Annotated in this window: 22 protein-coding genes and 1 tRNA gene; 5 read left to right on the forward strand and 18 right to left on the reverse strand. The window is 71.0% G+C overall.

Annotated features, from left to right (window positions below; all coding sequences use genetic code 11):
* Positions 1 to 153: 153 nt before the first annotated feature.
* Positions 154 to 2304, forward strand: coding sequence for a catalase (locus tag IM767_RS12615; RefSeq protein WP_109211086.1), 2151 nt, complete (start codon positions 154 to 156; stop codon positions 2302 to 2304).
* 110 nt (positions 2305 to 2414) lie between these two features.
* On the opposite strand, the gene IM767_RS12620 is transcribed toward IM767_RS12615, so the two are convergent.
* The 6 genes from IM767_RS12620 to IM767_RS12645 all read right to left on the reverse strand — a co-directional run bounded on the left by IM767_RS12620 (position 2415) and on the right by IM767_RS12645 (position 9394).
* Complete coding sequence (locus IM767_RS12620) at positions 2415 to 6209, reverse strand: rhamnogalacturonan lyase family protein (RefSeq protein ID WP_275426025.1); 3795 nt, start codon at positions 6207 to 6209, stop codon at positions 2415 to 2417.
* Positions 6210 to 6355: 146 nt separating this feature from the next.
* On the reverse strand, positions 6356 to 7810 hold the full coding sequence (locus IM767_RS12625; RefSeq protein ID WP_109211085.1) for a glycoside hydrolase family 130 protein: 1455 nt from the start codon (positions 7808 to 7810) through the stop codon (positions 6356 to 6358).
* Between the two features lie 169 nt (positions 7811 to 7979).
* Complete coding sequence (locus tag IM767_RS12630; RefSeq protein ID WP_194398880.1) at positions 7980 to 8186, reverse strand: hypothetical protein; 207 nt, start codon at positions 8184 to 8186, stop codon at positions 7980 to 7982.
* Between the two features lie 77 nt (positions 8187 to 8263).
* Positions 8264 to 8336 (reverse strand) — tRNA-Met (locus IM767_RS12635).
* A 117-nt stretch (positions 8337 to 8453) separates the two neighbouring features.
* Positions 8454 to 8975 (reverse strand): hypothetical protein, encoded by a 522-nt coding sequence (locus IM767_RS12640; protein ID WP_162564322.1) that lies wholly within the window; start codon positions 8973 to 8975, stop codon positions 8454 to 8456.
* Positions 8976 to 8986: 11 nt separating this feature from the next.
* Positions 8987 to 9394, reverse strand: a complete 408-nt coding sequence (locus IM767_RS12645; protein WP_109211083.1) for a DUF4383 domain-containing protein — start codon at positions 9392 to 9394, stop codon at positions 8987 to 8989.
* 162 nt (positions 9395 to 9556) lie between these two features.
* Here IM767_RS12645 and IM767_RS12650 point away from each other — a divergent pair, with 162 nt between their 5' ends.
* Positions 9557 to 10546: an NADP-dependent oxidoreductase gene (locus tag IM767_RS12650; protein WP_109211082.1), complete on the forward strand. Its 990-nt coding sequence runs from the start codon at positions 9557 to 9559 to the stop codon at positions 10544 to 10546.
* Positions 10547 to 10758: 212 nt separating this feature from the next.
* Here IM767_RS12650 and IM767_RS12655 read toward each other — a convergent pair whose 3' ends face one another.
* The 6 genes from IM767_RS12655 to IM767_RS12680 form a co-directional block, all read right to left on the reverse strand.
* Positions 10759 to 10914, reverse strand: coding sequence for a hypothetical protein (locus IM767_RS12655; RefSeq protein ID WP_162564321.1), 156 nt, complete (start codon positions 10912 to 10914; stop codon positions 10759 to 10761).
* Between the two features lie 96 nt (positions 10915 to 11010).
* Positions 11011 to 11790 (reverse strand): class I SAM-dependent methyltransferase, encoded by a 780-nt coding sequence (locus tag IM767_RS12660; RefSeq protein ID WP_109211081.1) that lies wholly within the window; start codon positions 11788 to 11790, stop codon positions 11011 to 11013.
* Between the two features lie 216 nt (positions 11791 to 12006).
* Positions 12007 to 13206 carry a saccharopine dehydrogenase family protein gene (locus tag IM767_RS12665; protein WP_109211080.1) on the reverse strand — a complete coding sequence of 400 codons (1200 nt, stop codon included), beginning with the start codon at positions 13204 to 13206 and terminating at the stop codon, positions 12007 to 12009.
* A 96-nt stretch (positions 13207 to 13302) separates the two neighbouring features.
* Entirely contained in the window at positions 13303 to 13731 is a 429-nt protein-coding gene (locus IM767_RS12670; protein ID WP_109211079.1) for a class I SAM-dependent methyltransferase, read from the reverse strand.
* Between the two features lie 16 nt (positions 13732 to 13747).
* Positions 13748 to 14053 (reverse strand): hypothetical protein, encoded by a 306-nt coding sequence (locus IM767_RS12675; RefSeq protein ID WP_239453387.1) that lies wholly within the window; start codon positions 14051 to 14053, stop codon positions 13748 to 13750.
* Between the two features lie 117 nt (positions 14054 to 14170).
* Positions 14171 to 14590: a flavin monoamine oxidase family protein gene (locus tag IM767_RS12680; RefSeq protein ID WP_275426027.1), complete on the reverse strand. Its 420-nt coding sequence runs from the start codon at positions 14588 to 14590 to the stop codon at positions 14171 to 14173.
* Positions 14591 to 14622: 32 nt separating this feature from the next.
* On the opposite strand from IM767_RS12680, the gene IM767_RS12685 reads away from it, so the two are divergent.
* Positions 14623 to 14961, forward strand: a complete 339-nt coding sequence (locus tag IM767_RS12685) for a hypothetical protein (RefSeq protein WP_109211077.1) — start codon at positions 14623 to 14625, stop codon at positions 14959 to 14961.
* The gene (locus IM767_RS12690) at positions 14961 to 15428 is read left to right on the forward strand and encodes a hypothetical protein (protein WP_109211076.1); all 468 of its coding nucleotides are present in this window, start codon (positions 14961 to 14963) and stop codon (positions 15426 to 15428) included. Before IM767_RS12685 ends, IM767_RS12690 begins: the two co-directional genes overlap by 1 nt.
* Before the next feature lie 7 nt (positions 15429 to 15435).
* Here the strand turns inward: IM767_RS12690 and IM767_RS12695 are convergent, their stop codons facing one another.
* Positions 15436 to 16380 (reverse strand): hypothetical protein, encoded by a 945-nt coding sequence (locus tag IM767_RS12695; protein ID WP_109211075.1) that lies wholly within the window; start codon positions 16378 to 16380, stop codon positions 15436 to 15438.
* A gap of 213 nt (positions 16381 to 16593) precedes the next feature.
* On the opposite strand from IM767_RS12695, the gene IM767_RS12700 reads away from it, so the two are divergent.
* Positions 16594 to 17487: an aldo/keto reductase gene (locus tag IM767_RS12700; protein WP_109211074.1), complete on the forward strand. Its 894-nt coding sequence runs from the start codon at positions 16594 to 16596 to the stop codon at positions 17485 to 17487.
* Between the two features lie 97 nt (positions 17488 to 17584).
* Here the strand turns inward: IM767_RS12700 and IM767_RS12705 are convergent, their stop codons facing one another.
* From IM767_RS12705 to IM767_RS12725, 5 genes are all read right to left on the reverse strand, one after another.
* On the reverse strand, positions 17585 to 17965 hold the full coding sequence (locus IM767_RS12705; RefSeq protein ID WP_109211073.1) for a hypothetical protein: 381 nt from the start codon (positions 17963 to 17965) through the stop codon (positions 17585 to 17587).
* A gap of 120 nt (positions 17966 to 18085) precedes the next feature.
* Positions 18086 to 18931 carry a helix-turn-helix transcriptional regulator gene (locus tag IM767_RS12710; protein WP_109211072.1) on the reverse strand — a complete coding sequence of 282 codons (846 nt, stop codon included), beginning with the start codon at positions 18929 to 18931 and terminating at the stop codon, positions 18086 to 18088.
* Positions 18932 to 19107: 176 nt separating this feature from the next.
* Positions 19108 to 20046: an SDR family oxidoreductase gene (locus IM767_RS12715; protein WP_109211071.1), complete on the reverse strand. Its 939-nt coding sequence runs from the start codon at positions 20044 to 20046 to the stop codon at positions 19108 to 19110.
* Between the two features lie 66 nt (positions 20047 to 20112).
* Positions 20113 to 21471 carry a nucleotide disphospho-sugar-binding domain-containing protein gene (locus tag IM767_RS12720; protein ID WP_109211070.1) on the reverse strand — a complete coding sequence of 453 codons (1359 nt, stop codon included), beginning with the start codon at positions 21469 to 21471 and terminating at the stop codon, positions 20113 to 20115.
* Positions 21468 to 23804 carry a glycosyltransferase gene (locus tag IM767_RS12725; RefSeq protein WP_109211069.1) on the reverse strand — a complete coding sequence of 779 codons (2337 nt, stop codon included), beginning with the start codon at positions 23802 to 23804 and terminating at the stop codon, positions 21468 to 21470. The genes IM767_RS12720 and IM767_RS12725 overlap by 4 nt, the downstream gene beginning before the upstream one ends.
* Between the last annotated feature and the right edge of the window lie 73 nt (positions 23805 to 23877).

Genomic DNA, 23877 nt, shown 5'->3' on the forward strand with positions numbered 1-23877 from the left:
ACATGCTGTGCCGGGCGCAGGTGGTGGTGACGTGGAAGTGCCGCTGACGTGAAGGCGAGGGTGTCAGGGCAGCCGAGCCCTGTCAACCCGGTGCGGCCGTCGCCGACGGGAACGTAGCCTCCCTGGACGACGACGCGCAACGGAGGACATGACGTGGACACGCCCGAGCACACCGACCAGCCGCAGATCCCGGGAGCTCCCGCACCCGAGGCGCCGAGTCTCGAAGAGCCGACGTCGCCGCGGGAGCCGCTGCCCCCGAAGCCGGATCAGCGCGGTCCCGAGAGGCGGACTCCCACGGGGGCGGCGACCGATGTGCCGGCCGAGGCGGTGGCCCAGCAGGGCGCGTATCTCACCACTGCGCAGGGTGCGCGCCTGCCCGACACCGACCACTCCCTGAAGGCCGGCCCGCGCGGGCCGGTGCTCCTGCAGGACCACCACCTGCGCGAGAAGATCATGCACTTCGACCACGAGCGCATCCCCGAGCGCGCCGTGCACGCACGCGGCGCGGCCGCGCACGGATACTTCGAGGCGAACGGCGCCGCCGAGGGCGTGACGAAGGCCGCGTTCCTGCGTGGCGGCGCCCGCACGAAGGTGTTCGTCCGCTTCTCCACCGTGCTCGGGTCGCGCGGCTCGGCCGACACCGCGCGCGATACGCGCGGGTTCGCCACGAAGTTTTACACCGAAGAGGGCGTCTACGACCTCGTCGGCAACAACATCCCGGTGTTCTTCATCCAGGACGCCATCAAGTTCCCCGACATCATCCACGCCGGCAAGCCGCACCCGGATCGCGAGATCCCGCAGGCCCAGTCGGCGCACGACACCTTCTGGGACTTCGTGTCGCTGCACACCGAGGCCCAGCACCACACGATCTGGAACATGTCCGACCGCGCGCTGCCGCGGTCCTACCGCATGATGCAGGGCTTCGGCGTGCACACGTTCCGCCTCGAGAATGCCGCGGGCGAGACATCCCTCGTGAAGTTCCACTGGCGGCCGAAGCTCGGCACCCACGGCACGACGTGGGAGGAGGCCCAGCTGCTCGGCGGTAAGGACCCCGACTTCCACCGCCGCGATCTCGCCGATGCCATCGAAGCCGGAGCGTTCCCGCAGTGGGACCTGGCGCTCCAGGTCATGCCCGACACCCCCGACGAGACGTTCGAGGGCATCGACCTCCTCGACCCGACGAAGATCGTGCCGGAGGAGCTCGCGCCGCTGCAGGTGATCGGCACGATGACCCTCGATGCGAATCCGACGAACTACTTCGCCGAGACGGAGCAGGTCGCCTTCCACCCGGGGCACCTCGTCCCCGGCATCGATGTCACGAACGATCCGCTTCTGCAGGGCCGGCTCTTCTCGTACCTCGACACGCAGCTCACCCGCCTGGGCGGCCCGAACTTCGCGCAGCTGCCGATCAATCGTCCGCACACCGATGTGAACGACATGCTCCGCGACGGCATGCATCAGACGGCGGTGCATGCGGGCGTCGCCCCGTATCGCCCCAATTCGCTGGACGGCGGATGCCCCTTCCACGCCGGTGCCGACACAGGTGCGTTCATCGAGGTTCCGGCCCGAGTGGAGGAGTCGGTGAAGGAGCGTCGTCGGCCGGCGAGCTTCGAGGACCACTTCTCGCAGGTGCGCCTCTTCTTCCGCTCGCTCACGCCGGTGGAGCAGCAGCACATCGCGGCGGCGTACGCGTTCGAGCTCGGTAAGTGCTACGAACAGGCGATCAAGGAGCGCCAGCTGGCGGCGCTGGCGAACATCGACGCTCACCTCTGCGCCTCAGTCGCCACGGCGCTCGGACTGCCGGCTCCGAAGCCGTCGGTGGAGGTCGTCGACTCCGATCCGAGCCCGGCTCTGCGGATGGTCGGCGAGGAGTGGCCTATCGACGGACGGGTGGTCGGGATCGTCGCCGACGACACCACCGACGCGGCCGAGCTCGCAGCCGTCCGCACGGCGTTCGACGCGGCATCCGTCACGCCCCTCGTCATCGCCCCGCACGGCGGCAAGCTCGGCGACATCCCGGTGCAGCGCACCGCCGACACGGCGACGAGTGTCGAGCTCGACGCGGTGGTGGTGCTCGCGGCGTCGGGCGACTGGCGCGTGCTGCAGCTGGTCGGCGAGGCGTTCCGTCACGCCAAGGCGATCGGTGTCGCGGATGCGGCGGCGGCCATGCTCGACGACGTCGCGCTGGACGGCACCGAACCCGGGGTCGCCGTGGGCGACGCGAAGTCGGTGACACGGGAGGTGCTCGACATGCTTCCGGCGCACCGCGTCTGGGAGCGACTGGGAGCGACTCCGGTGCTCTGACTCCGCCGCGAGCGCGCGGCCGCGCCCGCAACAACGGCCGCCGACGCAAGACGAACCGAGGGCCGGGCCGACGCCGCAGCGTCGACCCGGCCCTCGGTCGTGCGGAAGGCTCAGCGCACGGTCACCGTCACCGGCTTCGACGCGGTCTCGCCGTTCGCGTTGGCGAACACCGCGACGAGCGTGTGCGTGCCCGGCGCGACGCCGTCGAGCTTCACCGACGCGCGCTGCGCGTCCGGCGTGCGCGCGGTCAGCTCACCTGACCCGACGACGACGCCGTCGAGCTCGAACCGGTACGAGGTGGCGTTCGTGCCCCACCAGAGGTTGGCGGTGGCGGTGAACGAGCCGTCCTTGTCCCAGTTGTCGTGCGAGACGACCGGCGCCGCCGGCGCCGCGTGCACGACCTTCACGGTGGTCGAGGTCGTCGCCGTCGTGCCCTGCGAGTTGATGAGCTCGCCGGTGTACACGTAGGTGCCGTTGGGCTTGCCCGCGAAGCTGACACCGGTCGTCTGCGACGTGCCCGACGTCTCGGGCAGCACCCGCGTCTGGATCAGCGCACCGTTCTCGTAGAGGCGGAAGATGCTGCCCGGCGTGCCGTGCCACAGGTTCATCACGACGTCGTACGTGCCGTCGTGCAGGCCGTAGGCCCACCCGCTGGTGTTCGACAGCGTGCCGCGTCCGGGGGCGGCGGTTGCGGCATCCGCCCGCACGACCAGAACCGTCGACGAGGTCTGCGTCACCAGGCCCGCGTGGTTGGTCGCCGTCGCCGTGATCTCGACATCGCCGTACAGGCCGAGCGCGGCGAGATCGACCGAGCCGTCGGCCGGCACCACCTCGTCGCCCACCGTGACCACGAGCGAGCGGATGCCGCTCTCTGGGTCATCCGCCGTCACCGACAGCTGCCGCGGCTCGTCGGCCACGATCGTGCCAGCGGGCAGGCCCGCGATCACCGGCGCCGTCTCGTCGAGACCCGGAGCGCCGATGTAGCTGATCGACGGCACCGGCGCTTCGTCCATGCCCGCCCCGAGGAAGAACGACGGGTGCGGCGGCTGGTTGTACGCGGAATTCTGGTTCGCCACGGCGAGCCGGTACTGCGAGTCGTGCATCAGCGTCGGGATGCGCTCCTCGGTCACGTCTGTCGTCGTGTAGATCCGGATGCCGCTGCCATCTGCCAGCCGCACCGCGAGCTCCTCGCGCCAGTCGCCGAACAGGTCGGCCTGGATGACGGGGTTGCCCTTCGTGGTGTTGTTCGTGAGAGTGCCGTCGAGGCGCTCGAGCAGCACCGACTGCTTCGCGGCCGGATCCCACTTCGAGATCGTCGGAACGCCCGAGCTCGTGGTCGCGTCGTAGTCGTGGTCGGTGATCTCGCGCGTGAGGTCGCCGTCCCACCAGGTGACGAAGTTCGCCGCCGGGATGTCGGTCGACAGCACCTCGCCGTCCGCGGCGTTGAGCGTGCCGGTGCGCGAGTTCCAGGCGTAGTCCCCGCCGATGTTCCACGCCTCCGCACCGGGCGACGTCGGGTCGATGTCGGCGGCCGCACCGCGACCGGTGTCGCGGCTGCCCTTGTTCGACCAGACGACCTCGCCGGTCTCGGCGTCCCGCATCGACGCGATGATGCCGCCGTTGCCGCTCGGGCTCTCGTGCACCGCGTACACCTCAAGTCCCGGGCGGTCGGTGATGAAGTCGCTCACGTGCAGCGCGTCGCCGTGGTGCAGGCGCGTGTTATACAGCGGCGTGCCGTCGTGGTCGATCGTCATCGAGCCGAAGACGATCTCGTCGAGCCCGTCGCGGTCGACGTCGGCCGTCGTGAACTGGTGGTTGCCCTGTCCCTCGTACTGCGAGCCGGCCGTGTTCGAGTCGAAGGTCCAGCGCTCGACGAGCTGGCCGTCGACGAGGTCCCACGCCACGATCACCGAGCGCGTGTAGTACCCGCGGCTGGTGATGAGCGACGGGTGCTCGCCGTTGAGGTAGGCGACGCCCGCGAGGAAGCGGTCGACGCGGTTGCCGTAGGTGTCGCCCCACGAGCCGACGTTGCCACGGCCGGGGAGGTAGTCCACGGTGTCGATCGCGGCGCCGGTGGCACCGTCGAAGACGGTGAGGTACTCGGGTCCGCTCAGGATGTAGCCGCCGGAGTTGCGGTAGTCCGCGTTCGCGTCGCCGATCACCGTGCCGACGCCGTCGACCGTGCCATCGGCGGTCTTGAACGCCACTTCGGACGCACCGTCGCCGTCGAAGTCGAACACCTCGAGCTGCGTGTAGTGGGCGCCGGCGCGGATGTTCACACCGAGATCGATGCGCCACAGGCTGGTGCCGTCGAACTTCACGGCCTCGGCGTAGACCTTGCCGGTGTAGCCGGACTGCGAGTTGTCCTTCGCGATCGACGGGTTCCACAGGAACACGAGCTCGTACTCGCCGTCGCCGTCCACGTCGCCCACGGTGCCGTCGCCCGGCCAGTACGTGACGGTGTTGCCGTCGGGGAGTCTGGCATCGGCCGGCTTGTTCAGCGGGATGTCGAGGTGGTTCTCGTCCCACACGCCGAACTCGTCGGTCACCGAGACCTCGCGCTCGCCGACGTGCGCGGTGACCAGGTATGTCGAGTCGGTCGTGCCGTCGGCGTCGACGAAGTTGTTCGTGTCGGTGATCGGCGCCTCGGTGATCTTCACGCCGTCGCGGTAGACGTCGAAGCCGAGGTCGCGCGCGTCGAGCCCGAGCTGGCGCCACCCGACGTAGACGCCGTCGTCGGTGCTGACGGCGACGGGGGAGCGGTCGAGGTATTCGGCCTGGCGCACCAGGGTCGTCGCGATCTCGGTGGTGTACGTCGCGCTCGGCTCGCTCGATCCGCCGGCGTTCTGCGCGACCACTTGGTAGAGGTAGGGGCGCGTCGTCAGCACGTCGGTGTCGGTGAAGCTCGGCTCGGTGACCGTGGCCACCTGCTCGAACGGGATGTCGGCCCGGGTCGAGCGGAACACCTTGTACTGCACGACGTCGTCTGCGGCATCCCATCCGATCGTCACGCTGTTGCGCTCGATCGCCTTCGTGCTGATTCCGGCGGGCGCGGCGGGCTTCGCGACGGACTCGTCGATGACGGATGCCGCGACCCGGTCACCCGGCCGCGACACGCGCTCGTCCTTCACGGTGGCGACCGCGTAGTCGTAGGTCTCGCTCAGTTCGGCGCTCGTGTCGGTGAAGCTCGGAGCGGCGGTGGGGTCGCTCGGGGCGGCGATGCGCCCGATCTCAGTGAGCTCGCCGCCGGGTGCCGAGCGGAAGACGGCGTAGCCGGTGGCCCCGTCCACCGGCTGCCATGAGAGCGTCACTTCCTCGGCGGATGCGTCGACGGATGCCGCGACCCCTGCGGGGGCTGCCAGCGGCGTCTGCACGCGGATGCCGTTGATGCGTCCGTCGCCACCGGTGACGCGGACGTTCAGCTGTCCGTCAGCGACGGTGATCGTGGGGAAGAACTGCTCGTGGATCGCGCCCGAGGACGTGCGCGGGCCGGCGAACGCGGTCCCCTCGATGTCGAAGCTCGTCGCGTTGCCGGCGATCAGGTCGCCTGCCCACGTCGTGACCTCGTACGTGCCGTTGGGCACGTCGACGGCGAAGGCCGAGGTGTTGCCGATCGTGAAGTCGCGCCGGAGGAGGTCATCGCCGCCGCGATCGCGGAAGCCGTTCGCGGCGGGCGCGGTGATGAACCCGTACCCCTGGGCGGCGGAGTAGGCGGTGCCCGGGTTCACGCCGAGCCAGCCGGCGGCGACGGGGGTGGAAGGCCCGCCGAAGTCGAACGAGTAGTCGACCTCGTCGGCTGCGGCCGCGGGCGAGACGGCCAGGAAGGCGCCCGACGCGACGAGCGCACAGGCGGTGGTTGCGGTGATGAGCGTTCTCAGTCGCTGGGGACGACGAGTGGATCGCACGGAGTCTCCCTTGATCGATTGTGCGTCGGAAAGCGTTTGCCGGATGAAACGTTTTACAGCCTCGTCGATGAACGCGCGTACGTCAAGAGATGAGTTCGTGAGGCGTCACGAATGCGAGTGAGAGCACGCCGGGGCGCGGCATCCGTTCAATCCATCGCTTCCCACACGCGATCGAGGGGTGCCGAGTAGACGCGGATGCGCGAGTCGCCGATGCCCGTCGGCACCCAGAGCCGCTCGCGGTGAAGGATTCCGCCGCAGGAATATACGACGCGCGGCACGTAGCCGTCGACCATCGCGCCCTCCGGAGTGAGCAACGGCTGGCGCGTGCGCGCCAGGATGCGCGACGGATCGTCGAGGTCGAGCAGCAAGGCCCCGAGGGAGTAGGTGCGAAGCGGGCCGACGCCGTGCGTGAGCAGCAGCCACCCGCGGGGGGTCTCGATGGGCGAGCCGCAGTTTCCGAGCTGGATCAGCTCCCACACCTCCGTGGGTGCGTAGAGGAGCCCCAGGTCGTCCCAGAAGACCCCGTCGTCCGAGGTGGAGAGCGCGACGTTCTCGCCGTCGCCGCGCGCGATGGCGAGGTGACGCCCGCCGATCGGGCGCGGGAAGAGCGCCATGCCCTTGCCGCGCGCACCCGGCCCGACGAGCCGCTGCGACTCGAACGTGACGAGATCTGGCGAGGTGAGCAGCCGCGGGGCGATGCCGCGTCCGTCGTACGCGGTGTAGGTCGCGCGATAGTCGCCATCGCCGTTGCCGGCGGTGAAGCGGACGAACCGCGCGTCCTCGACGCCGCTGTCCTCCTCCGGCAGCACCGGCATGATGGTGCGTGCCGACAGCTCTGCAGCGGAGTCGAACCCCACGCGGTACGTCGACGCCGCCATGTCGCGCAGCGCCTGCAGGGGCGCGTGGCTCGACGGCCGCATCGCCAGCGTGGGCGGCAGGCCCTCGATCGCCGCCTCCAGTTCGGTCGCTGTGAAGCGGTCGGGGAGGGCCGCGAGCACCGGGCTCGCCAGATCGTCGAGCTGACCGGCGACGTCGAGTGCTCGCGCGAATTCGGCGCGCGACCATTCGCCGAGCGCGACCTCCGCGCGGACGAGCGGAGTGGCGCGCGCGCTGAACGTCCAGGTGTCGTCCACCCCGATCACGGCCTCCGCGAAGCCGATGGACGACGTGTGTCCTTCGCCGATGCATCGCAGCGACACCGCGACTCGCAGCTCGCCTTCCCCGAGCCCGTCCTGCGACGGATGCTCGACCGCGCTCGGGTTGCACAGCGCCGCACCTTCGACAGCGAACTGCGCCGTGAACGCCGACCCCATGACCAGCAGCTGCGCCTCGGAGAGGTCATGGTTGCCTTTGACGCGTGTAGTCACCGCCTGCGCATGGGAGAGGAGAACGGATGCCGCGTCCGGCTGCTTCGTCGCGAAATCGGCGACGATCGCCTCGGCGACGGCGTCGACCTCGTCTCGAGGGATGGAGCGGACGCGCTCGATGATGAGCGGAATGCGCGGGTGGGCGGTGTGCGTCTCCTCGCCCGGGAGGAAGAGCCGGTCGACGACGCGGGAGGGGTCGTGGTCGAGGTGGGCGGACTGCGGTTCGAGGATCATGCGGAAGACTGCCTCTCCGTGCGTACCGCGGGCGAGTGGGTGCGGGGGGATTCAAGCACCGGCGGGCGAGCGAGGGAAGCGGGGTTGACAGGTGCGGGCGCGGTCGAGGAGCGCGCCGGGCCACGGCGGCGGGATGCCTGGATCGCGTGAGGGGATGAGGGCTCGGCGCTCAGTCGGCTTTGCGGCGCTGCGCCACGACGATCGCGACGACGATCAGCGCGACGCCGACGACGAGTACGATCGGCCCGATGATGGCCCACAGCGCCGATCCGCTCATCACCGATCCGCCCAGCACATTGAGCCCCTGCAGGGTCCACACCGCCCCGACCAGCGCCAGAATGATGCCCAGCACGAGATACGGCCACATTCGCTTCATGGCGTGACGATACTTCGTGACGGCGGTGCAGTCATCCGTTGTGCGGGGCGGCGAGAAGCTCGCTGGCGCGGATACAGACGCGACGGCGGGAGTCGAACCCGCAACGCTGCCGGATATGAGCCGGAGCCCGGGACCGCCCGGATCGCCGCGATGACCCCACGCTAGGCGGGGATCGGATGGATCGCCTGTGAGTGTCGGGGCGTGTCCGACGGTGTCAGAGTGTGACGAACCCAGCGCGCGGCAAGAGGGTCAGCGGAGCGGCATCCGTCATCGATGTCCGTCGTGAGTGACGACCGGCAGCACCGTGCCGTCGGCCTCGAGGAGGGCAGCGCCCTGGCACGCGCCGAGCGCCGGCACCACGAGTCCGGTCACGACGGCGGCCGCAGCGACCAACACCCACAGGCTCGTCCGACCCGATGAACGCCGACGGCCACGGAGGATCCCGAGAGACACCACAACCCCGAGGCCGACCAGCAGAGCGATCGCCAGCACGCCCGCCTGCCCTGGCGCTGTGCCGAGGAGCGAAACAGCCACCGCGACTCCCGCGGACACGCCCGCAACCGCCCCCCGCGGTGCCGGCGTGCGACCGAGGGCGAGGCTCGCCGCTCCCCAGGCGAGGGCAGCGAGTCCCACCACGACTGACAGGACCCCCAGCGCCCGCGACAGCACGTCGGCCTGAACCGCGACCAGCCCGGCGGCCCCGAGCGCGATCGAGACAAGGCCGAAGCCCCACGCGGCGACCGGCACCCACGACGGAGCGCGCCCCCCTGCGCGCTCCGTCGCGGACACCCGGGCCATGGTCACGCGGTTGCGACTCGCGGCGAGCGCTCGGCGGCCAGGCCCACTCCGAGCAGCACGATGGCGCTCGCGAGATGCAGGAAGTGATCGGGCGCGTTCAGCGCGAGGATGTTCGCCGGCGTGCCGACGAGGAAGAAGCCGACCACGCCGAGGAGCAGGTAGGCCGCTCCCACGGTGATGTTCACGGTCTTCGCAGGCCGCGCGCCGGCGAGTCCGGCGATCAGCAGCGCCGCACCGATCAGCAGGTGGGCGATGTTGTGCAGCGGGTTCACCTCGAAGACGCCCAGCAGCAGGCCGCCCTCGGTGGCGATGAAGCCGATCGGACCCGTGACGAAGAAGCCCAGGAGGCCAACGAGAAGGTAGACCGCGCCGAAGACCGTGGCGACGATGCGGTTCGGTGACGAGCCCATGAGAGACCTCTCTTTCCCAGCGGCGATCTGCCGTGCTGTGAAAGGTCTTCGGTGCGGGTGAGGAATCGGATGGGACGCCTCCTGCATCCGCGCACACCTATCCAGCGGAATACATCTTCGGGGGCATCCGCGCTCCACCGAGAACAGCAGAAGGGGATCGACATGCGCGCACCGATGGAAGCATTCGCGTACCGCTACACCCACTACGGTGACGCTGACGTTCTCAAGCGCCATCAGTATCCGCTGCCGACTCCGGGGCCGGGAGAGGTGCTGGTCGAGGTGATCTCGACGGGGATCAACCACATGGACGCCTTCCTGCGCAACGGCAAGGAAGACACCTGGCACGACGACCCGTGGCCGCGGGCGTCGGGCAGCGACTTCGCGGGGATCGTCCGCGGTCGCGGGCCGGGAGTGAGCGCGGTGCGAGTGGGCTCGGACGTCGTGGGGCACATCCGGACCGGCGCCCACGCCAGCCACATCGTCCTGCCGGCCGATCAGCTCGTGCTCAAGCACCGGGCCATCACGTGGGAAGTGGCGGGCGGACTCTTCCTCGCCGGAGCCACGGCCCTCGAGACCCTCGACGACCTGCGGATCGGCGCCTCCGACACGGTGGTCATCTCGGCCGCGGCGGGCGGCGTCGGGAGCATCGAGGCGCAGGTCGCGAGGCATCGCGGCGCGCGCGTGATCGGCACGTGCGGCGAGCGCAACTTCGACTACCTGCGGCAGCTCGGCGTCATCCCGGTGAAGTACGGCGAGGGGATCGTCGAGCGCATCGAGCGGGCCGCGGGCGCCCCAGTCACTGCCTTCATCGACAACTACGGCAAGGACGGCCGCGAAGTCGCCGACGCCCTCGGGGTTCCGGCTGAGCGCTACCGCTCCAGTGCCGACCGGCGCGAGGTCGAGCTCAGACTGCTCCGCGACGACCCGGAATCCATCGTGCACGCGACCAACGTGCTGCAGCGGGTCGTCGACCTGGCCGGCGCCGGCGCGTTCCGGCTGCTCGTGTCGGGACTGTATCCCATCGACGACATCGTCGACGCTTTCGAAGATCTGGCGAAGCTGCACGCGCGGGGCAAGATCGTGCTCGCGACCCGTCCGGTCACACGCACGCGCACGCTGCGAGCCCGGGAGGTGTTCGAGCGGATGCCGTGACCCGCCGTTGCGCGAGGCGTCGGCGTGTTCGCTCTGCGGCCGCGGAGTTTCGTCTCGGGAGTCGGTCGCTGAGCGAGCGCCAGCGAGACGAAGCGTCCTCGCTCGCTCAACAACCGGGGCGCTGTGGGCGTTTCGTCTCGGGAGTCGGTCGCTGAGCGAGCGCCAGCGAGACGAAGCGTCCTCGCTCGCTCAACAACCGGGGAGTGAGGCGGCTAGATCTCGAAGTCCTCGACTTCGCTGTCGTCGCGGTCGAGCATCGCCGGCGTGGCCTCGGAGTCGAGGTTGTCGTCGGGGTGGTCGGACTCCGCGGCTGTCGTGGTGTCGGGCTCGGGGCCCGGCTCTTGCGGGGGAAGAGTTGCGTCGGTCATGCAACCAGTCCACGAGACGGCGGGCGATCGACGCAACGGGTTGACGAGCCCCACAGAAGAGTCCGCTGTCTGAACCAGTGCGGTGGCAGACGGACGTCAGCCCGCCTTGCGCACGGTCCAGACGTGCTCGCTGGGGAAGTCCCTCGCCCAGTCGGCGGGGATGCCGAACCTCGGTCCGTCGGCGTCGGCCGGAGCCTGGATCTCGGCGAGATCGACGACCTCGAACCCCGTGGTTCGGAAGAGCCTGATCCACTCGGAGATGGTCAGCGAGAACTCGATCCCGCCCGGCTCGTCGGCGGCATCGCGCCAGTCGAGGCGGGGGTCGCCGAAATACGGGCGCTGGAGCTGCCGACTGATCGGGAACGACCCGTCCAGCGGTGAGCACACGCTCACGAGGTGGTGGTTCCCGAGGAAGACCAGCGTGCCACCGGGCCGCAGCAGCCGGTGGGCTTCGGGGATCCACTGGTAAGGGTCGGCCCAGATGGCCGCGCCGTACTCGCTGATCGCGAAGTCGAAGGACTCGTCGGGTTTGGGCACGGCCTCCGCGTTGCCGTGGATCAGCTCGAGGGGAACGCCATGCTCCTGCGAGAGGCGCCCTGCGGTTCGCAGCTGCTCGAGGGAGTTGTCGATGCCGGTGACCTCCGCTCCGCGCCGGGCCATCCACGCCGACACGTACCCGGTGCCGCACCCCAGCTCGATCGCGCGCACGCCCGACATGTCGTCGGGCAACAGCTGCAGCTCGCTTTCGGGGATGCCCCACACCCCCCACGTGGGCTCGGTCTGTCTCCAGGAACGCTCGCCCGCCTCGACCCACTCATGGGCCATGCCGTCCCAGTACTCACGATTGACGGCCACGTGCTCGGGAAGTTCGCCCATGGCGCGACCCTACCCGGCTGCGGCGCCCGGCCGCTGAGCGAGGAGTACGGCGACGAGACGAAGCGCGGTGCGAGGTCACCGGGGTTGCTGGTCGGCTCGGGCGTTTCGTCTCGCTCGTTCCTCGCTCGCTCAACGACCGGACTCGAGGCGGTCTCGCTCGCTCAACGACCGGGGCTGGGGCGATTCGTCTCGCTTCGCTCGCTCGACGACCGGGAGTCAGGGAAGCGGAGCCGCCTCGAGGGTGAACCCGTGAGCCCGGAGCCGGCCGGCGAGATGCTCGCCCATCGCGATCATCGGGGTCAGCACGCCGGCGCGATCGGGGAGGTCGTCGAGCGCGAGGCTCAGCGCGGACTCCGCGAGCATCACGCCCGTTCCGCCGTAGCCGGGGTCGTACGGCGCGGCGAAGCGAGCCCGCACGGCCTGGCCCGTCACCGGATACACGTCGACGTCCAGCGCGAAGCGCCCGTCCGCGATCGCCTCCGCGCTGGGGCCGCTCCCCGGCGACGGCAGCACCCGATCGAGGACGGCCGCGGTCGGTGCGAACGACATCGCGCCCACGAGGCCCGCGGTTCCCACGGCGAGAGCCCCCGCCCGCGCGAACCCCGCAACGCCGCGCCCGGTTGCCACGACCTCGCGGTACCGCATGAGCTGGCCGTAGCTCCAGCCGGTGAGGTAGTTGCTGCGCTGGACGATCTGCTGGTTGTAGGCGCCCATGATGAACGGCGCCTGCCAGGTTCCGCGCACCTTGCCCCACCCGTCACCACCGGAACCGGGCAGTCGCACGGTCGGCCCCGGAGTGAGCGCGTAGGGGTTCGCGATGAGGCGGCGGGCCGAGGCATCCGTCTTCGCCTCCTTCATCTGCTGCCGCAGCGAGTCGATCGTGCCGCCGCTGATGCCGCCCCGCAGCGACCGCACCGTCAGGGTCGCCGCGACGATCGGCACGCCACCGGCAGCGGCGTGGGCGAGACCCACCCCGAGGTCGGACGGGATCGAGTCGAAGCCGCACGAGTGCACGATCCTGGCGCCCGTCGACTCGGCGACGGCGTGATTGCGATCGATGCTGCGGGCAACGAAGATGCTCTCGCCCGAGAGGTCGGCGTACGACGTGCCGGCGCGGGCGCACGCCGCGGCGACCTCGGTGCCGCAGCGCAGGTACGGTCCGACGGTGGTGGCGATGACGGCGGCGGATGCCGCGACCCGCCCGACCGCGGCCTCATCGGCGGTGTCGACCTCGATGGTCGGCCAGTCGACGCCGAGCTCGCGGTTCACCTTCTCGAGGCGCTCGAGGGACCGGCCCGCGATGGCGATCCGCACGCCGTCAGGCGCCGATCGCGCCAGGTGCTTCGCGGTGTACCTGCCGACGAAGCCCGAGGCGCCGAGCAGGACGATGTCGTGGTCGCGGTCGTCAGGGGTCATGCCTGGAGCGTAGGTGCGCTCGCCGGGCGCCGACAGGGGCTTGCAGGGTGCCGGGCTGTGCGGCACGGCGGCCAGGCGCCGTTCGGCGCGCGGCCCTCAGTCCAGGCTGATGGCGGTGAGCGGAGAGCCGGTGTCGACGTAGAGCGCCCCGCCGGGTTTGACCGCCCGGCGCAGGTTCGCGAGCGCGGCCCCGTAGAGCTGAGGGTGGCGCCCGTCGAGGGCTCCGACGCGGCAGGCGAAGGCCAGGTCGAACGGAGCGACGCCGTCGGGCAGCGCGAAGTCCTCGACCGGCGCCTGCAGCACCGAGAGCGTGCCGGCCGCGATCTCGGCGCGGCAGTTCTGCTGGATCTGACGGATGCCGGTGGCCGAGCGGTCCAATACCAGCACGTGTCCGGCGGCTCCGACGTGGGCGGCCACCGCCCGTGCGGCGGCGCCGGGTGCTCCGCCGACCTCGAGCACGCGCATCCCCGGCCGGAGCGGCAGCGCGTCGACCACCTCCTGCAGCCGAGGCGAGAGTGTGGTCACGAACCGCCCCGCTCCGTCAGCGGACCGGCCGCTCGGGGCGGATGGTCCAGCCGACAGCTTCCAGCGCCGCGGCCAGACGCCGCGCCTCGGCGAGTGCGGTGTCGCGCGAGGTCTCGGAGTACACGTCGATCGCGAGCGGGGGAGGGTCGGCGAACTTCGGGATCTCGACCTGCGCCCATGCGTCGGCACTGAGCCACACGCGCGGGCGCACGGTGCCGGCGCCCTCAACCTCGCCGTCTGCAACGAAGGCGATCGTGTCGAGCGCGTCGAGCTTGGTGATCGGCAGGTCGATCACCAGCGTCACGACGTGCGGGGTGCTCACCCGGCCAGTCTCCTGCAGGTACTCCGACGCGGGAAGCGCACGGAGGTGGTGCTCAGCGAGGACTCAGGTGGCGGACGTCGCCGCCTGAGTCCTCGCTCACCCGCAAGGGGTGCGAGCTCAGCCCGCCATGACGCGAGCGTGCAGGGCCTGCACGGCGTAACGCGCCGACCAGAACGCTCCGTGCTGCCAGGCGGAGATCTCCGACATCCAGTCGCCCGCGAAGTACACGTTGCCCGAGCCGGTCTGAAGCTTCTTGAACCCCGGCGACGTGGTGTTCGGGAACGCCCACGCACCTTCGATGTAGGGCACCCGGTGCCAGGCGATGGAGAACGACTGCTCGAGCTCGGTGCGGTACTTCTCGCCGTGGATCTTCACGCCCTGCGCCACCGCACGCGCCTCGCGGTCGCGCGGGCTCAGCGCCGCGTAGGTGCGGGCCGCGTTGCCGGTGTTGTAGTAGCCGATGACGAGTCCCTTCTGCTCCCCGTACCCGTACGACGGGTACCAGATGTGCTGCGGGTCCATGTCGGTCTCGGTGATGCCGCCGTAGCCTCTACGCCGATCGGTTCGGCATGACCGTCGTCTCCGCGCGGATCGGCACGCTCGGCGCCATCCCTACGACCGAGCGGCACCGCCGCACCTGGCTGTCGTTCGCCGACCTGACCCGCCTGATCGAGGCTACGGCGACCACCACGGCCGGCGGTCACCACATCGTCTACGCGATCTCGGCCAACCGTCGCAGGAGGTGTCCGCTCGAGCCCGGCAATGCCATCGGCTACTTCCCGCAGGACGACGCGGAGGAGTGGGCGCCCTTCGAGGCCGGCCGAAGCGGATCCGGATGCCGGAGTCCTCGGTGGCACGGATCCAGACCCCGGTCGCCCCCTTGGCGAGAGTCTGTGAGGCTGGACTGATGGTCGAGGCATCCGTCCACTGGCGCGACGCGGGGATCATCCTGGGCTGGAATCCGAGCCTCTGGGACGAATGGCCCGGCTCGTATGCGGCGGTCGTGGCGGGCGTGGCAAGCGGCACACCGTACGTGACGCAATGGTCGGTCGGAGCCCGCAAGGAGGTCGAGCCAGGGACCGACGCGTGGCTGCTGCGCCAGGGCGGGTCGTACGGACTCATCGGCCACGCCACGGTCCTGACGCAGCCCTACGAAGATGTGCACTTCGCCGACCCCCGGCGCACGGCCGGCTTCGTCGACGTCGCGTTCGACGAGCTGGTGGTCGAGGGCGACCGCGTGCCGCGGGACGTGCTCGAGGTGGTGGTGCCGGAGGTGGCGTGGAGGTTCCAGTTCCGCTCCGGCAACCGGATCGCGCCCGCGGCCAACCTGCGAGTGCGTGAGCTGTGGCGCGAGGCGATGTCGGCGCTCGGGTGACTCGCGGTCAGGTCGCGGTGCGCGTGCGGCGGATCAGCGCTCTGGCCGCGAAACCGAGCGCGGCCACGACGATCGCCGTGACGATGGGGCGCAGCGCGAGTTCGGGCATGAACAGTGCCATCCGGAACACCTCCGCCGCGTACGCGATCATCTCTGACGGGTACTTCGCGAGCACGCGCGTGCCCGCCGCGGCCGACACACCGGTGATGAGCGCCGGCGCGATCCACAGGATGACGAGGCTCGCCATCGCCGCCACCGCCTTGCCGACCGAGCCGAGTCCGGTCCAGGCGATCGCGACGCCGACGAGGATCGCCGGAACCCACTGCAGGAGCCACGACAGCGTCATCACGACGTCGCCGCCGGTGATCACGAACGGGTGCAGCCAGGCGCTCAGCCAGCTGCCGACGGCGATGGCTCCGATCGTGAGACCGATCAGCGCGCCCGCCCGTGGTGCAAGCGCGATGAGGACCAGCAGGCCGAACCCGATGAGCACCGAGAGGATGCAGATCGCCACCAGCACCGCGAGGTAGAGCGTCGACTCGGTGCGCTCCTGGAGGCCGCCCCGCACCACGAGCGTCGTCTGCACGATGGCGAGGACCTGGACGAGCAGCACCCCGCCGGCCACGAGCCAGAAGCCGCCGCGCGGCAGCCGGGGGCGCAGCGCTCGCGCCGCGACGCCGGCGGCGACCGACCCGGTGGCGATCAGCGCGAAGAGCATCATGAGGTAGTACTGGCTGAAGGGCAGCAGCACCACGGGCATCGCGGATGAATCGGTCGCGGCACCCCACAGGTTCTGCAGCGGCAGCCGCATGCCCGTCGCCAGCCACGGCAGCAGCCCGACGAAGCCGGCCGCGACCCCGATCAGCGGCGTGAGCCACAGCGGCACGCCCCGCGGGGCGGGCGCTGACGCGGGAGCGGAGCCTGGTGCGACCGCGACGGGGTTCGTGCTCATGGGGGGCTCCTCGGGGACGGCGCCGCGAGGGCGCAACGCGGGCCACGTTACCGAGTGCGCCGTCGCGTCCGCCAGCGGCTCTCCGCATCCGCGTGCCGGGCGGGTCCCCAGCCTTGCCGGGCCCGTGTCTTAGGCGGCGGGATGGCGGTTGTCCAGTCCCTGCGGCATGTCGCGGGGCGCTGGCAGGGTAGGAGCATGCGAGAAGGAGATGCGATGAAGCAGCGCACGCTGGCAGGACGACAGGTTTCGGCGATCGGACTCGGCGCGATGCCGCTGTCGATGAACAACGACAAGCAGTACCCGTCGCTCGAGGACGCCGTCGCGACCGTGCACGCCGCACTCGACGCCGGCGTCACGCTCATCGACACCGCCGACATCTATGCACCCGACGGCGAGGAGATGGGGCACAACGAGCGCATCGTCGCCGAGGCCCTGCGCACGTGGGACGGCGACGCGTCGGACGTCTTCGTCGCGACGAAGGGCGGCATCGTGCTCCGCGAGGACGGCTCCAAGGGCCGCGACGGCTCGGAGGATTACCTGCGATCTGCCGTCGAGAAGTCGCTCGACATCCTCGGCGTCGACCAGATCGAGCTGTACCAGTACCACCGTCCCGACCGCTGGCTCGTCTACGGCGACATCATGAGGGGCCTGAAGGCTCTGCAGAACGACGGGCTCGTCCGCTCGATCGGCATCTCGAACGCGAGCGTCGAAGAGATCGAGATCGCGCTCGACGTGCTCGGCGAGGGCAACCTCGCGAGCGTGCAGAACGAGTTCTCGCCCAAGCACCCCGGCAGCATCGATGAGCTCCGCTTCTGCGGCGAGCACGACATCGCGTTCCTGCCGTGGAGCCCGCTCGGCGGCACCGGCGGCGGCGCCCGCCGCGTCGGCGATCGCTTCTCGGCCTTCCGCGAGGTCGGCGAGGCGCACGGCGTCAGCCCGCAGCAGGCGGTGCTCGCCTGGGAGCTGGCCCTCGGCTCGCACGTCATTCCGATCCCGGGGGCCCGGCGCGCGGCATCCATCACCGACTCGGCTCAGGCGGCGAATCTCGAGCTCAGCGCCGACGAGGTGAGCCGGCTGTCGGAGTCGGTCGGGATCTTCGACGACTGAGAGGAGACGGATGCCGCGACCCGCGGCATCCGTCATCCGAGGCGTTTCGTCTCGCCCGTTGCTCGCTCGCCGTACACGCGGCCGCCGTGCGCCGGTGTCAGGTCCAGGGCAGGCGCGTGGACTCGACGATGTAGATGCCGATCGCCACGAGCAGCGCGCCGACGCCCATGGCGCCCATCAGCCACGCCAGGCGACGGTTGGTGCTCTTGCCGTCACCACCCCGGCGGGCCGTCACGAACATGACGACCCACACCACGATGACGTAGACGATGCCGATGATCGGCAGGATGATCTGCAGCTGGAAGGCGAAGCAGTAGAGCGCGATCGCCACGGCCGCCAGCACCGCAGCCGGCACGATCCACCGTGAGGGCGCGCCCGCCCGCAGCGCGGGCTGGTTGCTGAGATCCGTCGGGTCGAGAGTCGGCTGCTGGTCGGGAAGCTGCATCGGGCCGTGCGGGTCTCGCTCGGGGTCGCTCATGGTTCCTCCTGTGCGTCGGAGGTTCAGCTTCCGCGGTCGAGGCACGGAGGGCTCGGGGCTTGACAAGCCGACGCGGGAGGCGAGGTGGTGAGCCGGGGATCTCCGCCGGGGCGGCGGCTGTCAGCGGCCCGCGGCGATCTGCTGGGTGCCGATCACCGAGAGCAGCTGGAGCCGCTCGTGGCTCTCTGTGCCGGGGGTCGCGGTGAGCACGAGGAGGGTCTGACCCTGCTCGGGGTCGATGAGGAACTGGCACTGCATGTCCATGACGCCGACCTCGGGGTGCTGCAGGCGCTTCTCGCGCGCGTGGGTCGAGCGCACCTCGTGCTCGGCCCACAGCTCGGCGAACTCGGGGCTCTCCTCCAGGAGTGCCGACACGATCGCACCGGCGCGCGAGTGGGCGCCGAACTTCGCGTAGGCGGTGCGGATGTCGGCGGCGAACGCGCGCGAATGCATCGGGTGGTCCTCGGCCGGATACACGTCGCGCGCCGACGGATCGACGAACCAGCGGTAGCCGACGCTGCGCATGAAGCCGTCGAAGCGGGTCTCGTCGCCGAAGAGCGCGCGGGCAGCCGGGGTCTGCGCGAGCGTCTCGCCGAGCTCGGTCATCACCTGGGCGGGGGTGTCGGCGAGGCGGTCGAGGATGCGCATGAGCCCGGGCGAGACGTGCTCGCTGCGCAGCGCCCGCGCCGGTGCCGTGTGACCGGCGAGCCGGAACAGATGGTCGCGCTCGTCGAGCGTCAGCCGCAGGCCGCGGGCGATCGCGGCGAGCATCTGCTCCGACGGCTGCGGACCGCGGGCCTGCTCGAGCCGGCTGTAGTAGTCGGTCGACATGTCGCAGAGCGCTGCGATCTCCTCGCGCCGGAGCCCCGCGGTGCGCCGCCGCGATGCGCGCCGCAGCCCGACGTCTTCGGGCTGCAGCGCTTCGCGCCGGCGACGGAGGAAGTCGGCGAGCTGTGCGCGGTCCATGACCCGAGTCTGCGGCATCCGTCAGTCCTCAACCAGGGACTGCGGGTCCCCGTGTCCGCGCGCTCTGCTCGCTTCCCACCGCTGCAGTTTCCTGCGACCGCTGCGTGGATCTGCGCAGCGTTCGCAGGAAAGTGGAGCGCTCGGGTCCGGGAGCGTTCGCGGCCTGGGCGACTGGGTCACGCCGCGACGCGCACGCCGGTGAACTGCTCCGACAGCTGCCAGATGCGGCCGGCGTCCTCCTCGCTCTGCAGCCGCGAGTACAGCGGCTGCTCGGCGGGCAGCCCGCCCAGGTGGTGGAAGCCCTTCGGCCCGTAGAGGTGACCGCCGCGGGCATCGAGGCTGGTCGCCGCGTACACCGCCGACAGCGCGGCAGACGAAGGTGTGCCGACCAGGATGCCGCGCCGCGACAGTGCCCGGATCAGCTTCACCGCGGTCGTGTCGGTGGGGCGGCCCATGCCCGGCTGCGCGGAGAGCAGGTTGGTCGGCGTGATGCCGGGATGCGAGAGGGTGCTCCGGATGCCCCAGCCCGCGGCATCCGATCTCCGCTGGAGTTCCCGCGCGAACAGGCCGAACGCGATCTTCGACGAGCTGTACGCCTTCATCGGGTCGTAGCCCTGCTCCCAGTTCGGGTCGTCCCAGTTCACGGCGCCCCGGTCGGCGGCGATGCTCACCTGACTGACGATGTGCGCCCTCGCCTCGCTGAGGAGCGGAAGCAGCTGCGCGACGAGTGCGAAGTGGCCGAGATGGTTGGTGGCGAACTGCAGCTCGAACCCGTCCTCGGTGACGTGGCGGGTCGGCGGGGTCATCACGCCGGCGTTCGCGATGAGGTAGTCGATGGGGCGGCCGTCGGTGCGGAGTTCGGCTGCGAGGTTCGCGACCGAGTCGAGCGAGGCGAGGTCGAGTGAGAGGACACGGATGCCGGCTCGCTCGGTTCGCGCGCGGATCTCGGCGACTGCCGCTTGGCCCTTCTGCTCATTGCGGACCGGCATGAGGAGGTCGGCGCCGGCGCGCGCCAGACGCGCGGCGATCTCGAGGCCGACGCCGTCGCTGGCGCCGGTGACGAGGGCGAGCTTGCCGGTGAGGTCGGGAACGGGGATGTCGAGAGGCTTGGGCATGGGGGCTCCTGTATCGGTGGGTGCTTCCCATGCTCGGCAGGTCCGCGGCGGAGATTCAGGGCGCGCTCATCCAGGGATCGGGGATCCGTGGATGACGGCCGGGGCGGACGCCGCCGGCTCGCCGGTCAGCGAGACAGAGGCCAGGGCTGCGTAGGCAAGCGTCGGGCCCGGGCGCTCGTGCTGAGCGCCCGCCTCGGTCCGGAGCGGCTCCCGACCCGGCCACGACCGGTCGGCCAGGGCGGTGATCGCCTCGGCGAGCTCGTCGACGGTGGCGGTGTTCGGCGCGAGCGCCATGCCCGTGCCCGAGCGCTCGATGGCGGCCGCGCCGGCGAACTGATCGGTCGAGAACGGCAGGACGAGCAGCGGGACCCCCTGCCCGACCGCCTCCGTCACGGAGTTGTTGCCGCCGTGGGTGACGGCGAGGCGGGCCGCACCGAGCAGGCGCACTTGAGGGAGGTACTCGCGGACGAGCCAGCCGGCCGGCAGCGAGCCGAGGTCGCTCGCGGGAATCGAGCCGACGGCGATCGCGGCGCGGAGGCCGGTCCGCGCGATCGCCGCCGCGACCCGACTTAGTACATCGCCGCGCACCGACAGGAAGCTGCCGAAGCTCACGTACACGAAGGGCGCATCGTCGCGGAGGAACTCGTCGACCTCCGGGTCGTGGCGCTCGTCGCGGCGAGTCGAGCCGAGGAAGACGTGTGGCGGCAGCATCCGTCCGTCGCCCGCAGCCAGGAGCGCCGGGTAGTTGTACAGCACGAGATCGCCGTGCAGCGCGAAGGCGTCGGTGACCTCGACGGCGTCGCGATCCAGCGCGTGAGCAGCCGTGTTCCACTGCTGTGCGAAGCGGTCCGACACCTTCTCGCACAGCTGACGGAGGTCCGCCAGCTCGGCGGCCGCGGGCGCGAAGGCGCTCGGCCACGCCGGCGGATAGCCGTACACCTCGTCGGCCACCGGCAGCGCGGAGGGGTGGCCGAGCACGACGTCCCCGTGCTCGATGCCGGCCGTGTGAAGGGCGAGACGGGCGCTGAACGCGAGGTGATCGACGAGGATCGTGTCGGGGCGAACGCGGTCGACGACGTCGAGCGTCGCCGCGGCCCGCTCCTCCGGGCGCCACATCAGGTCGGTGAGGCGCTCGCGCGCCTGATAGGCCAGCGTCGGCACCATCCCGTGCCGGGTGGCGTCGAAGAAGCCCTCGAGGGATGCCGCCTCCGCGGCACCCTGCTCCTCCGTGCGCATGACGCCGGCGTTCGCCCCGCGGCCGAGCGGCAGGTCGACGCGGTCGAAGCCGAAGTCGGCGACGATCGGCGCGGTCGCGAGGCCGGTCGCTACGACGACCCGCTCGCCCGCGTCACGCCATGCCGTCGCGAGGGTCGCCAGCGGCAGGAGGTGCGAGGCGTAGTCGGGGGTGATGACGAGAAGGGTCATGCCGGAAGCCTCGTCGGCTGCGCGTATTGCGCCTCCTGCGCGACGACCGACGCGTAGATCGGAGCCAGGGTGGCCGCCATCCCCTCGATCGTGAATCTCGACGCCACGACCTCGCGCGCACGCTCGGCGCGGCGTGCGTCGTGATCGGCCGCACGGTCCAGGGCGGCGGCGATCGTGTGGGCCAACCGCTCGGCGTCCCATGTGGACGTGAGGAACCCGGTGTCGCCGTGGTCCACGTAGGTGGCAGGGCCGCCGGCGTCAGGTGCCACCACGACCAGGCCCGTCGCCATCGCCTCGAGCAGGGCAAGGCCGAACTCTTCCTTCATGCTGGCGCACACGTAGACACCTCCGGGGGCGGCGAGCTCGGGGAGCCCGAATCGCGCCGCCGCCATCCAGCGCGCGGCGACGTCGTTGGGGCGGTGGCCCGCGAGGACCAGTCCCCGCCGGGGGCGCTCGTGCGGCCGAGCGACGGTTGCGATGCGCGTCAACTCGTCCTGCTCGTCGCGGGACGGAGCGTCGAGGTCGCCTCCGACGATGAGGAGGTTTGCGCGCTCGGCCAGCAGCGATCCCGCCCAGGTCTCCACCAGGGTCGCCATGCCTTTGACCCGGTGCAGACGGCCGACCGAGATCAGGAGCGGAAGCCCGCGGCGTTCCTCGTCGAGCTCGCCGAGGAGGGCTGAGAGCTCGAGGAGGGCCGGCCTCGTCGCAGCGGGATGGGCGGTCGCATGGTTCAGCGTGCGGGCGTCGGCGGTCGTCTGGTCCGTCCCGCCGGCGGGTGCCGTCGCCGCTCGGACTTCGGCGACGGCCCGGTCGATGACCGCCAGGTCGACGCCCTCTGCCACCACCGTGTGCCGGTCGCCGCGCGAGGTCAGGTCGAGGCCGACCAGCTCTCTCATCTCGTCGACGAGATTCGGGCGCGGGAAGAACACCGTGTGCGAGGCCGATGCCGCGAGCGTCCGCACCAGATGCGTCCGGAACCAGAAGTGCTCGCGAAGGTCCGCCTCGCCGAAGCCGTCACGGGTGAGCGTGCCGGCCTCCTCGAGCGACCGCATCACGCTGTGCGGGTCGGGTGCGACGGTGAAGACGGTGGGGATGCCGAGCTCACGTGCGACGTCCGCGGCCGCGAGGCTGCCCACATCGGCCATGCGCAGGTGCACGACGTCGACACCGCCCGCGGTGCGGAGTACGCGACGGATGCCGCGCCTCGCGGTCACCCGGTACGGCCAGGCCGCTGCGGATGCCACGGGTTCTGCAGCGAGGGGGATGTGGCCGTAGAGGTGGCCGGTCGGCGTGCCGGCGAGCTGGAGCAGGTCCACGGTGCTCTTCTGCAGCGGACCGCGCGACAGCGTGAGCACCCGCGTGACGTCGCCGTCGGTCTGCGTCAGCGCATCGCCGAGGCGCACCAGGAGCGTGGCGATGCCCCCGTTGTCGCCCGCCCCGGCGGCGGACAGAGACGGGTCGATGTCGGCGTGGAGGAACAGCTGCGCGACGGTCAGGCCTCTCCGCGTGCCTGCGCCGGTCGGTGGGCCGAACGGCGGATACGCCCCGAGCGTCGGGTGCGGGCCGCGTCCGGGGTTCGGTCCGAGTCCGGGGTTCGTTCCGAGTCCGGGGTGCGGGTCGAGTCGGGGGTGTGCGCCGTGCGCGGGCGGCATCGGATCGAGGTCGATGAGCGCAAGGCGGGCGATCGCCGCCAGGCGGCCGCCGGCGGCCATGAGGCCGCCGAGATCCTCCTCCAGGCCGGCGGTGTCGCGGCGCTGCCCGAGCGCGGCGATCGCGGCCTCGCGCACGTCGTCCGGCTCGGCGTCATCCAGCGCCACCTCGCGCAGACGGCGCGCGGCGATCGGCTGCGGGACGAGTCCCAGGGTCTCGACGAGCGACGCCCGGGACGAGGCATCCGTGATCCCCAGCAATGCGGCCTCGACGGCCATCGCCATCGCGTCGCCCGCGGAGGCCGCCCACCTCTCGATCGTGTGCTGTGCCAGCATGCCGGTGAAGCCGCCCCTGATGACGAGAGCGAGGAGGCGGCCGACGGCCTCCGGGCGCGGCGCGCTCTGGCCGAGCGCCCACGCGGCGTGCTCTCGGATGAATGGCCGCTGGTCCGACAGCAGTGCGACCAGCTCCGTCAGCGCCTCGTCATCGTGCATCTCGGCGAGGGCGTGCACCGCGGCGATCGCCGCGATGTCGTCGTTGCTCGCGAGAGCGCTCATGAGCACACGCAGGGTCCGCACGCTCGGGTCGCGGCCCGCCTCGAATGCGACATCGTCGGCGGCGCGCAGGGCGTGCAGGATCGTCGGCGAGTTGAGCACGTCGTCCATCGCGGTCTGAACGCCCACGTTCCACCTCGCTCACGGCGCAGGGCGAGGAGCCTGCGCTGTCGGAAGCGTACGTCGGCGATGTCGAGGGAAG

Source organism: Microbacterium ureisolvens (assembly GCF_015278315.1).
In the GTDB taxonomy this organism is placed as follows: Bacteria; Actinomycetota; Actinomycetes; order Actinomycetales; family Microbacteriaceae; genus Microbacterium; species Microbacterium ureisolvens.

Bases quoted from the DNA above. Each gene is read 5' to 3' on its own strand.
- IM767_RS12705 (WP_109211073.1), bottom strand. From the start codon at position 17,965: ATGAGCGACCCCGAGCGAGACCCGCACGGCCCGATGCAGCTTCCCGAC.
- IM767_RS12630 (WP_194398880.1), bottom strand. From the start codon at position 8,186: ATGAAGCGAATGTGGCCGTATCTCGTGCTGGGCATCATTCTGGCGCTG.
- IM767_RS12700 (WP_109211074.1), top strand. From the start codon at position 16,594: ATGAAGCAGCGCACGCTGGCAGGACGACAGGTTTCGGCGATCGGACTC.
- IM767_RS12685 (WP_109211077.1), top strand. From the start codon at position 14,623: ATGACCGTCGTCTCCGCGCGGATCGGCACGCTCGGCGCCATCCCTACG.
- IM767_RS12715 (WP_109211071.1), bottom strand. From the start codon at position 20,046: ATGCCCAAGCCTCTCGACATCCCCGTTCCCGACCTCACCGGCAAGCTC.
- IM767_RS12655 (WP_162564321.1), bottom strand. From the start codon at position 10,914: ATGACCGACGCAACTCTTCCCCCGCAAGAGCCGGGCCCCGAGCCCGAC.
- IM767_RS12660 (WP_109211081.1), bottom strand. From the start codon at position 11,790: ATGGGCGAACTTCCCGAGCACGTGGCCGTCAATCGTGAGTACTGGGAC.
- IM767_RS12650 (WP_109211082.1), top strand. From the start codon at position 9,557: ATGCGCGCACCGATGGAAGCATTCGCGTACCGCTACACCCACTACGGT.
- IM767_RS12695 (WP_109211075.1), bottom strand. From the start codon at position 16,380: ATGAGCACGAACCCCGTCGCGGTCGCACCAGGCTCCGCTCCCGCGTCA.
- IM767_RS12710 (WP_109211072.1), bottom strand. From the start codon at position 18,931: ATGGACCGCGCACAGCTCGCCGACTTCCTCCGTCGCCGGCGCGAAGCG.
- IM767_RS12665 (WP_109211080.1), bottom strand. From the start codon at position 13,206: ATGACCCCTGACGACCGCGACCACGACATCGTCCTGCTCGGCGCCTCG.
- IM767_RS12625 (WP_109211085.1), bottom strand. From the start codon at position 7,810: ATGATCCTCGAACCGCAGTCCGCCCACCTCGACCACGACCCCTCCCGC.
- IM767_RS12645 (WP_109211083.1), bottom strand. From the start codon at position 9,394: ATGGGCTCGTCACCGAACCGCATCGTCGCCACGGTCTTCGGCGCGGTC.
- IM767_RS12720 (WP_109211070.1), bottom strand. From the start codon at position 21,471: ATGACCCTTCTCGTCATCACCCCCGACTACGCCTCGCACCTCCTGCCG.
- IM767_RS12690 (WP_109211076.1), top strand. From the start codon at position 14,961: ATGGTCGAGGCATCCGTCCACTGGCGCGACGCGGGGATCATCCTGGGC.